10 protein-coding genes are annotated in these 15257 nt (G+C 59.7%); 5 read left to right on the top strand and 5 right to left on the bottom strand.

Features of this window, described 5'->3' with window-relative positions:
• Window positions 1-2 precede the first annotated feature (2 nt).
• Window positions 3-1322 carry a YihY/virulence factor BrkB family protein gene (locus tag R0125_RS02420; RefSeq protein WP_248182233.1) on the bottom strand — a complete coding sequence of 440 codons (1320 nt, stop codon included), beginning with the start codon at window positions 1320-1322 and terminating at the stop codon, window positions 3-5.
• 199 nt (window positions 1323-1521) lie between these two features.
• Between R0125_RS02420 and R0125_RS02415 the strand changes: the two genes are divergently transcribed.
• On the top strand, window positions 1522-2781 hold the full coding sequence (locus R0125_RS02415) for an OmpP1/FadL family transporter (protein WP_317236995.1): 1260 nt from the start codon (window positions 1522-1524) through the stop codon (window positions 2779-2781).
• 35 nt (window positions 2782-2816) lie between these two features.
• Here R0125_RS02415 and R0125_RS02410 read toward each other — a convergent pair whose 3' ends face one another.
• Window positions 2817-3749, bottom strand: coding sequence for a D-2-hydroxyacid dehydrogenase (locus R0125_RS02410; RefSeq protein ID WP_317236994.1), 933 nt, complete (start codon window positions 3747-3749; stop codon window positions 2817-2819).
• A 75-nt stretch (window positions 3750-3824) separates the two neighbouring features.
• Here R0125_RS02410 and tmpT point away from each other — a divergent pair, with 75 nt between their 5' ends.
• The 4 genes from tmpT (at window position 3825) to R0125_RS02390 (ending at window position 9651) form a co-directional block, all read left to right on the top strand.
• Window positions 3825-4478 (top strand): thiopurine S-methyltransferase, encoded by a 654-nt coding sequence (tmpT, locus tag R0125_RS02405; protein WP_317236993.1) that lies wholly within the window; start codon window positions 3825-3827, stop codon window positions 4476-4478.
• Window positions 4479-4843: 365 nt separating this feature from the next.
• The gene (locus R0125_RS02400; protein ID WP_317236992.1) at window positions 4844-6766 is read left to right on the top strand and encodes a PrkA family serine protein kinase; all 1923 of its coding nucleotides are present in this window, start codon (window positions 4844-4846) and stop codon (window positions 6764-6766) included.
• A 33-nt stretch (window positions 6767-6799) separates the two neighbouring features.
• Complete coding sequence (locus tag R0125_RS02395; protein WP_317236991.1) at window positions 6800-8095, top strand: YeaH/YhbH family protein; 1296 nt, start codon at window positions 6800-6802, stop codon at window positions 8093-8095.
• Window positions 8092-9651 (top strand): SpoVR family protein, encoded by a 1560-nt coding sequence (locus R0125_RS02390; protein WP_248182240.1) that lies wholly within the window; start codon window positions 8092-8094, stop codon window positions 9649-9651. The genes R0125_RS02395 and R0125_RS02390 overlap by 4 nt, the downstream gene beginning before the upstream one ends.
• A 3-nt stretch (window positions 9652-9654) precedes the next feature.
• Here R0125_RS02390 and R0125_RS02385 read toward each other — a convergent pair whose 3' ends face one another.
• The 3 genes from R0125_RS02385 to R0125_RS02375 all read right to left on the bottom strand — a co-directional run bounded on the left by R0125_RS02385 (window position 9655) and on the right by R0125_RS02375 (window position 15165).
• Entirely contained in the window at window positions 9655-11751 is a 2097-nt protein-coding gene (locus R0125_RS02385; RefSeq protein WP_317236990.1) for a TonB-dependent receptor, read from the bottom strand.
• A 129-nt stretch (window positions 11752-11880) separates the two neighbouring features.
• The gene (locus tag R0125_RS02380) at window positions 11881-14022 is read right to left on the bottom strand and encodes a TRAP transporter large permease subunit (RefSeq protein ID WP_317236989.1); all 2142 of its coding nucleotides are present in this window, start codon (window positions 14020-14022) and stop codon (window positions 11881-11883) included.
• A gap of 3 nt (window positions 14023-14025) precedes the next feature.
• Complete coding sequence (locus R0125_RS02375) at window positions 14026-15165, bottom strand: putative solute-binding protein (RefSeq protein WP_317236988.1); 1140 nt, start codon at window positions 15163-15165, stop codon at window positions 14026-14028.
• Window positions 15166-15257 lie beyond the last annotated feature (92 nt).

Below are 15257 nucleotides of genomic sequence, written 5' to 3'. Positions count from 1 at the left end.
CGTCAAACTTTGCCGGGCGCCTCGTCCTGATTCAGCAGGTCGGCAAAGGTGGTGGGATGCTGGCCAGGGGAGGTGTTCTGCAGGCCTGCTGGCAATACCTTCGGCAACCGGTCAACCACCCGGTCTTCATCATGGCGGATGGCATCCAGCACACCGTCTACCGTGATCAGGTTCAACGCCCGCCCGGGAATGAGCTTGTCGCCGTTGCTGCCGGCCAGTGTGAGAAACCCGGCGCGGATCAGTTTGTCGCTGACGCCGCGGGTGACCTCGCCGGGTACCCGCAACTGCTGTTCCAGCCACTCCTGCTGCGGGGCGGATTTCCCCTCACTGAACGGTTTGGCCACCATCCACATCAATACTAATCCGACCTTTTCCTGCAACTCCGCTGACAACTGCACCTGGTGCCGCTTGGCGACAGATCCCGGATTCTGCAGATAGAACGACAGGCTGGCGCCCAGCAGCAGAATCATCCAGTTCAGGTAGATCCAGATCAGCAGGATGATGCCGATGGCGAAGCTGGAGTAGATCGCCTCGTATTTGGCCGACCCCGCCACGAAAGACGCGAACAGCATGCCCGCGGCCTGCCAGGACACGCCCGCCACCAGGCCACCGATAAAGGCGTAACGCAGTTTCACCCGGGTGTTGGGAATGAACACGTACACGAAGGTGAAGGCGCCGACGACCAGCATGAAGGGCGTGAATCGGGTCAACACGATGATCAGCGACCCGAAAGGCTCTATGGCAATCAATGATTGCACGATGCTCGAGGAGAAAATTGTGGCGCTGACGCCGATGGCGGACACCATCAGCAGCGGTCCCACCATGATCACGCTCAGGTAGTTGCTGAACCGCTGGGCCATGGAGCGCATGTCCGGCACCCGCCAGATCATGTTGAACGAGCGCTCGATCTTCTGCACCAGCGACACCACCGTGTAGACCAGCAACGCCAGCCCGACAGACCCCAGCACCCCCACTTTCATGTTGTCCACAAAGCCCAGAATCTGCTCCGCGATCTGGATGCCTTGCGGCCCCATGGGCTCGAAAAACTGGTACAGGAACGGTTCCATACGCTGATGAACCCCCAGCGCCTTGAGTACCGAGAAACTCAGGGCCAGCAGCGGCACGATGCTGAGCAGGGTGGTGTACACCAGGCTCATGGAGTGCAGTGTCAGGTTGCCGCTGATCACATCCCGCGCCAGCGCGTACAGGCTGCGCCCGGTTTTGTAGAGCCAGGTCCAGGGCCAACGCTCGGGCGGATTCGGGTTTGCCAGAATCCATTTCTCGCCGGCGTTAAGCCGTTCTTTCAATTGGAAGGAAGCCACATAACATCCTGTTTAAAAAAGTTGTTGTAAGAGTATGGGCAGTCAGCCGCAGGATTCAACCACCAGAATGCTCCCAACAGAGTTGACTGCCCACGGCTTCGAAATATCAATATAGCATTGTCTTATTTCTACTTATGCCTGAATAACGGTATAACAGCGCCCACTTCTTAAACCGAACCAGGCAGACAGGTACTTCATCATGCAGTTGAAGTTGGCTTTCACTACGCTGGCCGTTGCCAGTGTTGCTTCCGCGCCGGCACTGGCCACCAACGGCTATTTCAAACACGGCTATGGCACCATCAGCTCCGGCATGGCAGGCGCCGCTACGGCGTTTTCCCAGGACAGCATCGCGGCTGCCTCCAACCCTGCGGGCATGGCCTTTATCGGCAACCGGGTAGACGCAGGGGTCGAGCTGTTCTCGCCCCGCCGGAAGTTCACCGTTGAAGGGGGCAACGCGACGCCTCCGCCGGGCACCTTCTACCTTGCCCCGGGCACCCGCAAGAGCCGCAACAATCTGTTCGCCATCCCCCACTTCGGCGCGAACCGACAGCTCAACCGTGACCACAGCTTGGGCGTTTCAGTGTTTGCCAACGGCGGGCTGAACACCGAATACGGTAGCAGCAACGGCGGCGCTTTCGGCGCAGGTTCTGCGGGGGTCAACCTTGAGCAGCTGTTTATTGCGCCTACCTGGTCCTGGAAATTTACAGACAACCAAGCCATCGGCTTCTCCCCACTGATCGCCTATCAGCGCTTTGAGGCGAAAGGACTGTCCAGCTTCGGAGCGTTCTCCTCGAACCCGGATGCCCTCAGCAACCGCGGCACTGACGACGCTTGGGGTTACGGTTTCCAGATTGGCTGGCAAGGAGAGGTAACCGAAAATCTTCGCGCTGGGGTGAGCTGGCGTACCATCCTGGAGATGGAGGAGTTCGAGAAATACGAGGGGCTCTTTGCCGAACAGGGCGATTTCGACATTCCCCAGATGTTCAGCGCAGGGTTTGCCTGGTCAGGCATTCAGGACCACTGGCTAGCCCTTGACCTGCAGCATATCCGCTACAGCGAAATCAACAGTGTGGGCAACCCGTTCCTGCCTAACGTGCAGACAGCCCGCCTGGGCGACGATGACGGTGCCGGCTTCGGCTGGGACGACATGACCATTGTGAAACTGGGATGGCAGTGGCAGCAGAACGCGTCACAAACCTGGCGAGCAGGCGTCAGTTACGGCGGCCAGCCGATCCCTGACGAAGAGGTTCTGTTCAATATTTTGGCCCCAGCTGTGCCGGAGTGGCACTTTACCGGCGGCTTTACCCACACCTTCAGTGACGATCTGGAAGTGTCAGGTATGGCTTTCTACGCACCGGGGAAGAGCCTGAAGGGCGACAACCCCCTCGGCCCTGGCCAGAGTATCGAGCTGCGAATGTACCAGATTGGCCTGTCCGCAAGCCTGGGTTATTTATTCTGATAACGCCGCGCGACGTTCCCCTGAATTGTGCTTACTCAGCAGGCGGCGAGGTTGCGCGCGGTAATGTCAACAATCCGCTGGCGCGCCTCCCGGCTGGCCCAGGCCGAATGGGGGGTGATGATCAGGTTTGGAATGTCCTGCGACAACAGCGGGTTGCCATTGCGGGGTGGTTCTTCGGTGAGCACGTCAAACCCCGCACCGCCGATGGTGCCCGCCCGTAATGCGTCTGCCAGCGCCTGTTCGTCCACCAGCCCGCCGCGTGAGGTGTTGATCAGCAGCGCGTCCCGCTTCATCAAGGTCAGCTCTTTGGCACCAATCAGGTTGCGGGTTTCGTCGGTCAGCAGGCAGTGCAGCGACAGCACGTCTACCTGCGGTAACAATTCCTCCAGAGGCACACGGGCATAGCCATCCAACTCGCCCGCCTCCTGCCCCGGACGAGCCCCCAGCAAAATGTTCATGCCGAACGCCCGGGCCCGCTCCGCGACCCCCTGCCCCAGATCGCCGTAGCCGATGATGCCCAGGGTGCGGCCCTCCAGCTCCATGATCGGGTGGTCCATCAGGCAAAACATGGAACTGCTGGCCCAGCGCCCTGCCCGCACGTCTTTGTCGTAATCCAGCAGCCGGGTGGCCAGGGCCAGCATCAACGCCAGGGTGTGCTGGGCCACGGTCGAGCGGCCATAGTGGGTCACGTTCATTACCCGGATGCCGTGCTCTCGCGCCGCCGCCTGATCAATGTTGTTGAGGCCGGTCGCCACCACTGCAATGGTACTGAGCTCCGGGCAGGCCTGAAAATGTTCTCCCTTGAGCACCACCTTGTTGACGATGACCGTATCGAAGCCACGGACACGCTCAACCACCTGATCCGGCGCCGTTCTGTCGTGTAGCACCAGATCGCCGGTTACCTTTTCAAGGGGCGACAGATCCACGTCGCTGCCGAGCGTATCCGCATCAAGGAACACCGCTTTCATTCGTTTCTCCTTCACCAAGACCGTGACAGATTAGGGTAGACTGACACAAACCGCCAACAGAAGGATGGGCTGACGATGGAACACGAATTCTGGCACGAGCGCTGGGCAAAGAAGGAAATCGGCTTCCATGAGGGCACAATCAACCAGTACCTCCACGACCACTGGCCGGAACTGGCCGGCAATGGCAAGGAGGCGGTGCTGGTGCCGCTGTGTGGCAAGGCCCACGATATGTGGTGGCTACACGACCGCGGCCATCCCATCATCGGTGTGGAGCTCAGCGATATCGCCTGCAAGGATTTCTTCGAGGAAGCCAGCGAGAAAGCCATGGTTCGCCCCGGCGAGCCCTTCACCCGCTTCAAGCACGACGACCTGGAAATCTGGTGCGGCGATTTCTTCCAGCTGGTGCCCGATGACCTCAAACACATCCGGCTGGTCTACGACCGTGCTGCCCTCATCGCCCTACCACCTCACATGCGCAAGGGTTATGTCGATCACCTCACCGCGGTCATCCCCGACGGCACCCGCATTCTGCTGATTACCCTCGATTACGACACCGAGATCAAGGGGCCGCCGTTCAATGTCAGCGACTCGGAGGTTCATGAACTTTACTCTGGTGACTTCGAGATTGAGCACATTTTGACCAACACCCTTGCTAAAGATCACCCGTTTACCAAGCGGAAGGGGCTTTCTGGGGCTACCGAAAGTGTGTTCAGGCTATTGAAGAAGTAGCCTGGTTGTTGGGGGTATCGGCGGATATGGGGGTGGTCCTTTTTTCAAAACACCGCCTGTCTGAGTGCAGCGAGTTTAAGCGGAATTTTTAAAAAAGGACCACCCCCACGCTCCCTCCCCCTGATAGCAGCAACAGAATTTAATGAACCTTAACCGTAATACCACTGTCGAAGACCCCGAGCGTGAACTAAGCTCACAGTAACCAAACCGACATCAAGCGCTCAGCGTACATCGGTTAGAAGTATCCATTTCTTCCACCCATAACTAACTACACCGCCCAGGTTGGCGGAGCCAACAGCAACGGGGAAATTGCGTGAACTGAAAGCTGTCTATACCAAGACAAAAGAGCGAGCGAGGGGCCATCTATGAGCATACTGCAGCACTTCAAAGACCGGTATGAAGCAACTCAGGAGGAAGAATACTCCCTTGAGGAATACCTGGAGATCTGCAAACAGGACCCAACGGCATATGCCACTGCCGCGGAGAGGATGTTACTGGCTATCGGCGAGCCAGAGGTTGTTGATACTTCCCGTGACTCCCGGCTGTCACGCATTTTTTCCAACAAGGTGATCAAGCGTTACCCTGAATTCTCCGAATTCTACGGCATGGAAGACGCCGTGGAGAACATCGTTTCCTTCTATCGCCACGCCGCCCAGGGGCTCGAAGAGAAGAAACAGATTCTGTACTTGCTGGGCCCGGTAGGGGGCGGTAAGTCCTCCCTCGCTGAAAAGCTCAAGTTCCTGATTCAGAAAGTGCCTTTCTACGCCATCAAGGATTCCCCGGTGAACGAGTCGCCGTTGGGACTGTTTGATCCGGCTGAAGACGCGAAGATTCTGGAGGAAGAGTACGGCATTCCTGCCCGCTATCTGAAGTCCATCATGTCGCCCTGGGCGGTCAAGCGCCTGCATGAGTACGGCGGTGACATCAGCCAGTTCCGGGTGGTGAAGAAGTATCCGTCGGTGCTGGATCAGGTCGCGGTTTCCAAGACCGAACCCGGTGATGACAACAACCAGGATATTTCGGCGCTGGTGGGCAAGGTCAACATTCGCATGCTGGAGGACTATTCCCAGGATGACCCGGATGCGTACAGCTTCAGTGGCGGTCTGTGCAAGGCCAACCAGGGGCTGATGGAATTCGTGGAGATGTTCAAGGCCCCCATCAAGGTATTGCATCCGTTGCTGACCGCCACCCAGGAAGGCAACTACAACACCACCGAAGGCATGGGTTCGGTGCCGTTTGACGGCATTATTCTTGCCCACTCCAACGAGTCGGAATGGCAGACGTTCCGCAACAACAAGCACAACGAGGCATTTCTCGACCGGGTCTACATCGTCAAGGTGCCCTATTGTGTTCGGGTATCGGAAGAGATCGAGATCTACAAGAAACTGCTCAAGCACAGTTCCCTGTTCGGTGCGCCCTGCGCCCCGGATACCCTGGACATGCTCGCGCAGTTCTCGGTGCTGTCACGGATCAAGGAGCCGGAAAACTCCAGCGTGTTCTCCAAGATGCGGGTTTATGACGGCCAGAACATCAAGGATACCGATCCGAAGGCCAAGTCCATCCAGGAGTATCGCGATGCCGCGGGGGTCAACGAGGGCATGGACGGTTTGTCGACCCGCTTTGCCTTCAAGATTCTCTCCAAGGTATTCAACTTCGATACTGCGGAAGTAGCCGCCAACCCGGTGCACCTGCTGTATGTGATCGAAAAGCAGATTGAACAGGAGCAGTTCCCGCCGGAGACCCAGGAGCGCTACCTGCGCTTTATCAAAGAGTTCCTGGCACCTCACTACGTGCAGTTTATCGGCAAGGAAATCCAGACCGCGTACCTGGAGAGCTACAGCGAGTATGGCCAGAACCTGTTCGACCGCTATGTGACCTATGCGGACTTCTGGATTCAGGATCAGGAATACCGGGATCCGGAAACCGGCGAGATTCTCGATCGCTCGGCAATCAACGACGAGCTGGAGAAGATCGAGAAGCCGGCCGGCATCAGTAATCCCAAGGATTTCCGCAACGAGGTAGTCAACTTCGTGCTGCGGGCGCGAGCGAACAATCAGGGCCGCAACCCGTCCTGGCTCAGCTATGAAAAGCTGCGCAGTGTGATCGAGAAGAAGATGTTCTCTAACACCGAGGACCTGTTGCCGGTGATTTCCTTCAACCCGAAGGCCAGCAACGAGGATCAGAAGAAACACAAGCAGTTCGTCGAGCGAATGGTCGATCGAGGCTACACGGAAAAACAGGTACGGCTTCTGGCCGAATGGTATCTGCGCGTCCGCAAGTCTCACTAAGTCAGTGATGGCTCACTGAACTGGAGTAACTCTATGGGTATGACCCACATAGTCGACCGCCGGCTGAACGGTAAAAACAAGAGCGCGGTGAACCGGGAACGGTTCCTGCGCAGGTACCGGCATCACATCAAGAAAGCGGTAGCCGACGCGGTGCAGCGCCGGTCCATCACCGACATCGAACGGGGCGAGAAGGTCAGCATTCCGTCCCGCGACATCGAGGAACCCATCTTTCACCATGGCCAGGGCGGCAAGCGGGAAATGGTGCACCCCGGCAACAAGGAATTCATCACCGGTGACACCCTGCCGAAACCACCCGGCGGTGGTGGCGAGGGGCAAGGCCAGGGCCAGGCCAGCCCCGACGGCGAAGGCATGGACGAATTCGCCTTCCAGATCACCCAGGAAGAATTCCTCGAGTTCCTGTTTGACGATCTGGAGCTGCCTAACCTTGCTCGCAAGAAACTCAAAGACACCGAGGCATTCAAGTACGTGCGCTCCGGTTTCTCCACCCAAGGGGTGCCGGCCAAACTGGATGTGGTGCGCTCGTTGCGGGGTGCCCACGCCCGACGGCTGGGCCTTGGCGGTGCCCGCAAGAAAAAGATCCATGAGCTGGAAGCACAACTGGCGGCCCTGAAATCCGCCCCGGACGATCTCGACCCGGCGTTCAGCCACGAAGATCAGATCCAGGTACTGGAGGAGGAAATCACGCGGCTGAAGGCCAATGTGAAGCGCATTCCGTTCATCGACGAGATCGACCTGCGCTACCGTCAGCACCTGAAGCAGCCCAAGCCCGCCACCAGCGCGGTGATGTTCTGCCTGATGGACGTGTCCGGTTCGATGACCCAGATGCACAAGGACATCGCCAAACGCTTCTTCATCCTGCTGTATCTGTTCCTGAAGAAGAACTACAAGAAGATCGACGTGGTCTTCATCCGCCACCACACCAGCGCCAAGGAAGTGGACGAGGAGGAGTTCTTCTACTCCCGGGAAACCGGCGGCACCATTGTGTCCAGTGCACTGAAGCTGATGCACAAGATCATCGAATCCCGTTATTCCCCGGCGGAGTGGAACATCTACGCCGCCCAGGCGTCCGATGGCGATAACTGGAACGACGACTCACCGGTATGCGGCAAGCTACTGGAGGACAACATCCTGCCGCTGGTGCAGTACTTTGCCTATGTGGAAATTACTCCTCAGGATCATCAGATGCTGTGGTACGAGTACGAGAAAATCCACGAGCGATTCCCCCAGAGTTTCGCCTTGCAGCAAATTGCCGACCCCGGTGAGATCTACCCGGTATTCCGCCAGTTGTTCGAGAGGAAAGCCGCATGACTGACATCGTCGACCGTCCGAACGCGCCGGACAGTGGTCAGCCCGCAACCAGAGAACCCATTTCCACCAGCTCGGAATGGACCTTCGAGCTGATCCAGCAATACGATGACGAAATTGCCAAGTGCGCCGCCGAGTTCGGTCTCGACACCTACCCTAACCAGATTGAAGTGATCAGTGCCGAACAGATGATGGACGCCTACAGCTCCGTCGGCATGCCGGTGGGCTATAACCACTGGTCGTTCGGCAAGCAGTTTCTCAGCACCTCCAAAGGCTATCAGCGCGGTCAGATGGGTCTGGCCTACGAGATTGTGATCAACTCCAACCCCTGTATCGCCTACCTGATGGAGGAAAACACCCTGCCCATGCAGGCGCTGGTGATTGCCCACGCCTCCTACGGCCACAATTCCTTTTTCAAGAACAACTACCTGTTCCGCACCTGGACTGACGCCAGCGCGATCATCGATTACCTGGTGTTTGCCCGCCATTACGTGGCGGAGTGCGAGGAGCGCCACGGGGTGGATGCGGTGGAGCAGATTCTCGACTCCTGCCATGCGCTGATGAACTATGGCGTGGATCGCTACAAGCGCCCGGCGCCGATCTCGGCATCGGAAGAACTGCGGCGGCAGAAAGAGCGGGAAGAATACCAGCAACGCCGGCTGAACGATCTGTGGCGGACGATTCCGAAAATGGGCGAGGACGACGATCCGATCCGGCGCAAGAAGCGTTTTCCGGAGGAGCCCCAGGAAAATCTGCTGTACTTCATCGAGAAGAATGCACCGCTGCTGGAGACCTGGCAACGGGAAATCATCCGCATCGTACGTAAGCTGGGCCAGTACTTTTACCCCCAGCGCCAGACTCAGGTGATGAACGAGGGCTGGGCCACGTTCTGGCATTACACCCTGATTCACCGCATGTACGAGAAAGGCCTGGTGAACGACGGTTTCATGCTCGAGTTCCTGCAGAGCCACACCGCCGTGGTCTACCAGCCGCCGTTCGACAGCCCCTGGTATTCCGGCATCAACCCCTACACCCTCGGTTTCTCCATTTTCACCGACCTGCGGCGGATCTGCGAAAACCCGACCGAGGAAGACCGCCACTGGTTCCCGGATATCGCCGGCACCGACTGGGTGGAATCCCTGCATTTCGCCATGAAGAACTTCAAGGATGAGAGCTTCATTCAGCAGTTTCTGTCGCCCAAAGTGATGCGGGATCTCAAGCTGTTCTCGATCCAGAACGACGATCAGGAAGACGTCTATCGCATCACCGCGATCCATGACGATCCTGGCTACCGGGTGCTGCGGGAGAAGCTGGCTCGCCAGTACAACCTCAGCTACCGGGAACCCAACATTCAGGTGTGGAACGTGGATGTGCGGGGCGACCGCTCACTGACCCTGCGGCACATTCCGGTGGACCGGGTACCGCTGGGCCAGGAAACCGAGGAAGTGCTGCGCCACGCCCACCGGCTGTGGGGTTTCGACGTGCACCTGGAGAGTGTTGACGAGGGTACGGTGGTAGAAGAGTATCATTGCCCGCCCCAGGAGCTGGAGGAGGAGTAATCCTCAGAAGGACCACTCCACACCGGCATAGAAGATACGCCCCGGGCCCGGCTCGAAATAGCGTCGTTCCTCCACCGGCCGGTCGGCGTTGGCGTTGATTCGTACGTTGGCAAAATAGTCTTCATCCAGCAGATTGCGAATGCCGGCGTACAGGTTCAGGTTCTGCTCCGCCAGCCGCACGCTGTCCCCGGCCCGCAGGCCCAGCAGCCAGTAATCACTGACCCGGGTCTGGTTGCTGTTTTCCGCGTACAGATCGCCCACATACTGCCACTCCAGCGCCGCAAAACCGCGGCCCTGCCCGCGCCACTCCAGTTCGGTGACCCAGTGTTCCCGTGGTAACCCGGGCAGGCGATTGCCGCTGGCGTCGTTACCCTGCTCATCGGTGAAATCGTCCAGTTCGTAATCCGCCAGGGTCAGTGCCGAGCTCAGCCGCCAGGCGTAGGAAATGTCCCAGGCCAGCCCAAACTCGACACCGTCGCGGCGGGTGCGCCCGGCATTTTCAAAGAAAGTGCGCCCGCCCTGCTCGAACGGCAGTATCTCGTCATCTACGCGGATAGAGAACAGCGCCAGGTCGTAACTCACGCCACCCCCCAACACGCCCCGCAGGCCCAGCTCCCGGTTGAGGGCTTGCTGGGGTTCGATATCGGGGTTGAAGCCGCCGCTGCCATCGGGATTGGCAAACTCGGTGAAGGTGGGCGATTCGAACGCGGTGCCGACGGTGCCGTAGATCTGGTGACGGGGCCCCAGCCGGTAACTGAGCCCGGCCACGCCACTGGCCTCACGAAACGTGCGGCTGCCGGAATCGTCACCGTCCACCAGGCGGTGATCATCAATTGACAGCCGCAGGCGGTCAAAACGGGCGCCGAGAGACAGGCTCAGCTTGTTCGTCAGCGCGAGATCACCCTGGGCAAACAGGGCGGCGTTGGTCGCGTTCTGGGTTTCGTCCTGGGTCTGGCCGGTGACCTGCCCCCCGAACGACACTTGGTAGCGGCGGCGTTCGTCGCGTTGCCGGTGCACATCCGCCCCCACGAGCCAGACCAGAGGCAAACCCGCCAGAGTGGACTCCTGCTGATAACTGGAACTGATGCCGTAGAACTGGCGATCGAAGGCCACCCGGCTGGCACCGGGGAACGGTAACTGCTGGGCAAAGTCACGGCGACTGAAAAAGGTGTTCACGGTAAGCTGCCCCGGCACGGCGACGGCTTCCTCATACTGCAGGCCCAGCGTCTGCTGATCGACGCGCTGACCGGCATCGAGCTGCCTGGCCAGGAAAGTCGCCTGATGCGGGTCCTCTTCGGCCTGCGCCCGGGTCAGTCCACCGGGATCCTCGGATTCGGGGTTGTGCAGGGCGTTCAGGGTTGCCGTCAGCCGCCGCCCGGGCACCAGCTCATGGCTGAGGCGACCATTGAACAGGCCTTTTTCGGCGGTGCTCTGTTCCCGGTGACCATTCACATTGAGCCACGACAGGGTGGCGATAGCAGCGGTGTCTCCAGCGCGGGCATTAGCCTGTACCGCCGCCTTGCGGTAATCGTCGCTGCCGCCGTCAAGACGCAGGCGAGCCCCCGGGGGCAGCTCATCCCCGCGCGCAGTGGAGACATCCACCACGCCCCCGGCGGCATTGCCATACTGCACGGACGACGGTCCACGAATCACCTCGATGCGCTGGGCCGAGTCCAGATCCACCGCATCAATCTGGGATTGGCCATCCGGCAGGGTGTAGGGAATGCCATCCACCTGCAGCCGGATGCCGCGGATCCCGAAAGGCGCACGGGCGCCGAAACCACGGGTGGACAATCTCAGGTTCTGAGCAAAGTTATACCGGTTCTGGAAAAACAGCCCAGGCACGGTATTGAGCGACTCATCCAACTGCAGGCGCTGCTGCCCCCGGCGGATTTCGGGAGCGTTCACCACGCTGACCGCGGCGGGGGTATCGTACAGATCACGCACCATTCGCGGCGACGTTACCTCCAGCACCATGTCACCGGCCTGGTCATCCTCTTGCGCGGCCTGCGCCGCCAGCTCGCCCAGCGGCAGCAGACCGGACACGCCAACCGCCATCACCACCACACGCCGCGCGAACCCGCAACCCCGTACGTTCACTCTAGCCCCCTGACGCCAGTTGCATCGTATCCTCCAGCCGAGGCACCAACAACAGCGTCAGACCATTGAGAAGAAAGTTCATACCCACACTCCGACTCGTTTACATCAACACCAGCCTGAGCATAGCCACTAACCCGGTGGCTGGATACCCAGCAACAGTTGGAAGGCCGTGTCCCACCAGGCCGGCAGATACGTGACCATGATCAGCGTGCTCCCCATCACCAGCACTGGGAGAATGAAGCGGAAATTACGTTGCCAGAACGTGCCGTACAGGCTTTCCGGCGAGGTGGGCACACCCACCACCTGGCGTGTCAGCAGATGGTTCAGCGCCACCGGCGGGGTCAGATACCCCATCTCGAACGCCAGCACAGTCATCACCCAGAAGTGCAGTGGATCAATGCCGTTATTCAGGGCAATGGGCGCCAGCGTGGCATTCACCAGCAACACCGCACCGTAGGGATCCATGATCATGCCGATGAACACCAGCAAACCCATCAGTAGCGTGAGCGTCAGCCACACCGACCCCAACTGTTCCGGGAATAACTCCAGCAGGCCCGAGCGTTCGATCAGACCACCCACGCTGACGGACAGCGCCATCAGCATCAGCAGGGCACCGATCAGGGCACTGGATTCACGGGTAGCGCGCAACACAGACGATGAGAATCCGGTCGGCAGCGGGCCGCGGGCGTTCTGTGGCGGCTCGTCCGTGTCGGGATCCGATGACTTAAGCACCAGACGCTCGAACGCAAGCACCAGCAGCAGAATCAACGGCAGGATGGCCGGCGCCGAGAACTCGTCCAGACCGCGATCCAGCAGTAGGTTCCACAGCAGGATCACGCCGGCAAAAATGGCCACGTAAGGCACCAGCGGCAGCAGTGCGCGCAGCATGCCGGGCACCGCCTCCCGCAGCGGGGCAATGCGTCCTTTCGACGGCCCGCCGATCAGGAACACGTAAATCGCGTACACCGAAGCGGTCAGCAGCAATACCCTGGCGCCGGCACTGAACATTTCATCGGTGGTCACACTGTTGTTGAGGGTGGCAACGATAACCACCAGCAGGCAGGGGCGCAGCATGGTGCCCATAGAACCGGAAATGGCGGTGGTCGCCAGCGCGAGTTGCTCGGATGTGCCGGCGCGCCGCAGCTCCCGATACAGGGTCAGGCCCGCCGCCAGAATGAAAATACCGGACGCACCGCTGTAGGCCGTGGGCAAGGCGGTGAGCAGTAACACCACCACCCCGAGCCATTTCGGCGGCAACTTCCAGGGCCGCAGAACATCAAACACCTTGCGGGGAAGATGGGTGCGCGCCAGCAACATACCCACCCACACATACAGGCCCAGATTGAGGAACAGCGCCGACAACTCCGCCATCATGGTGAGGTAGACGGCAATGCCGTGGTAGAAGCCATGAAACGCAAACTGGATGGAGGCGGACACGCACATGAAACTGTACAGCGGCACACTCAGCATAGCCCGGGACCAGCTTCCACCAACAGGCAGGTCGTTGCGTTGCTGAAACAGTTGCCACAGAGAGATCAGGGTGAGCGTACCGAAACCTGCCACCCAGATATCGTGCATGAACAGATGCGCCAGAGGCATACCAGCATCCGCCTGAGCCAGTTCCTGCTGACGGTAGAGCCAGGTAGACGCGGTCAGCAAGCCGTTGGCCACCAGCTGCGATACCGTGGCGACGCGGTCATCGAGACGGCTTTCCACCGGTCGCAGGGCAATGTGCTGGCGCCCGAGGGTGGCGGCCGCGGCGCAGAACAACAGCATCAACCCCAGCAGCACCCGGCGGTTTCCGGTCACCAGCAGCACAGCCTGTGACAGCCCGGTCTCCATCAGGGCGAAAGCCTGAACCCCGGGACTGTTGATTGACTGCAGGCGCTCCCACCTGGCGAGGCGGTTCTCACAGGCGCGCGATGTCGCCATAACCGAGGCACGAATCTGCTCCCGGTCGATCTTTTCTCCGAACACATCGGCAAAAGGGTCAGCGGATTTTTCCGCTTTTTTAGCCGCGACGGCCAGGTCTACAGCCGCCTCTTCGTCGCGCACGATCTGGCAGTCCGGCGCGCTGATCTGATCGATCACCCGCAGGTTGAAGTAGTCCGGCCAGGTGTCACCGCCGATTTCCAGCAACCGCGAATGCAGGGTTTCACCCACCGACGCCAGCAGCGTCAGGACCAGAATGACCAGCATTGGCGCACTGGCCAGAGTAAGTGACCGGGTGCGGCTGCCCGCCGCAGGGTACGTCCGGGAGTCGGTGGTCATGGCTTACTCCACCGGGTTACTGCATTCCTCCCGGCTGCCGTCCGTACGGCACCGGATCTTGCGCTGCAGGGTCAGCATGTCCCCGCTGTAATAGCCTTGCTCGCGCAACTCCAGCCGCGCCTGCTGCATCAGCGTGTCGTATTCGCGGCGATCCTCAGCAGGAATTTCGATCCACCACTTGTCCGGCACCTTGTCCTCTTCCATGCGGATGCGGCCGATGATTTCATCGAAACCCTGGTAGAAAGCCTCCCGCACGAACTGCGCCAGTTCATTGGGAATAACCTCTTCGCGACCGATCAGTTGCATGGTGATGTGGGTCAGCGGCAGGTCGATAATGCCGCCATCCGGCTCCAGCCCCTTATGCAGTTCCAGCACCTCATAGGCCGCCAGCGGTGCCGCCAGCACGTCGACCACACCGGTGTTGAACATGTTGGGGGCGTTGACGATGTCGGCCACCACTGGCGTTGCACCGACGCCGGAAATCATTTCCGCCTGGGTAGGATCGTAATCCAGCACCACCACGCGCTTGCCGGACGCCTTCGCCAGGGTGTTGATGCTGCGGTCATTAACAAACACATGGGCGGCGCCCGCCGGTGCAATGCCCATTACCACGTAACCGTTGCTGACCATGCGATCCGCACTACGGGGATCCGCCATCAGCTGCAGGCCGAGGCGCATCTGTTCGCGCTCGGGGAAGCCGCCAATGGAATCCAGCGTCCCGGTGTACTGATTGAACAACCGTGCCCGCAGCCCGCTCATCAGGGCGGCATCACAGGTGCCGGATTTGAGCTCCTCCACCATCACCGATTCGCTGGTGTAGGGCACCATTTCCACATTGATGCCGTACTGGAGGATTTTACGACGCTGATCCTGAGCCGCACCGTAAATGGGCCCGGAGCGGCCAAAGATATCCCATACGCATACCCGGTAGATCCGGTCTGGCTCGGGCTCCAGCCCGGTCAGTTCCTGCATGGCCTCGACCCGCTCTTCGAGGGGCAGACTCTGGTCGTAGATGGTCGCCCGCAGGTCCTCACTGGCCCAGGTCAGGACCGAGAAGCAAGACAATACAGCGGTGGTAACCAGAAAGAGGCACTGGGTGACCCAGTGGCGTAATGGCGATGTTTGAAAGACAGAAGGCATCATTATTGTTATCCCGAACTGAATATCTGAGCGCTCAGGGTAACAGCGATGCAGCAATGCCCCTCTGTCTCTGGTGGCAGAGGGGCACTGGCAGA

It is taken from the genome of Marinobacter sp. M-5 (assembly GCF_032911545.1).
GTDB lineage: Bacteria > Pseudomonadota > Gammaproteobacteria > Pseudomonadales > Oleiphilaceae > Marinobacter > Marinobacter goseongensis.
The sequence above is the reverse complement of the archived record's forward strand: the minus strand, read 5'-3'. Positions and strand labels throughout refer to the sequence as shown.

What these genes read in the sequence shown, in the direction of transcription:
- R0125_RS02415 (WP_317236995.1), top strand. Translation starts at nt 1,522, where the DNA reads ATGCAGTTGAAGTTGGCTTTCACTACGCTGGCCGTTGCCAGTGTTGCT.
- R0125_RS02410 (WP_317236994.1), bottom strand. Translation starts at nt 3,749, where the DNA reads ATGAAAGCGGTGTTCCTTGATGCGGATACGCTCGGCAGCGACGTGGAT.
- tmpT (WP_317236993.1), top strand. Translation starts at nt 3,825, where the DNA reads ATGGAACACGAATTCTGGCACGAGCGCTGGGCAAAGAAGGAAATCGGC.
- R0125_RS02400 (WP_317236992.1), top strand. Translation starts at nt 4,844, where the DNA reads ATGAGCATACTGCAGCACTTCAAAGACCGGTATGAAGCAACTCAGGAG.
- R0125_RS02395 (WP_317236991.1), top strand. Translation starts at nt 6,800, where the DNA reads ATGGGTATGACCCACATAGTCGACCGCCGGCTGAACGGTAAAAACAAG.
- R0125_RS02390 (WP_248182240.1), top strand. Translation starts at nt 8,092, where the DNA reads ATGACTGACATCGTCGACCGTCCGAACGCGCCGGACAGTGGTCAGCCC.
- R0125_RS02380 (WP_317236989.1), bottom strand. Translation starts at nt 14,022, where the DNA reads ATGACCACCGACTCCCGGACGTACCCTGCGGCGGGCAGCCGCACCCGG.
- R0125_RS02375 (WP_317236988.1), bottom strand. Translation starts at nt 15,165, where the DNA reads ATGATGCCTTCTGTCTTTCAAACATCGCCATTACGCCACTGGGTCACC.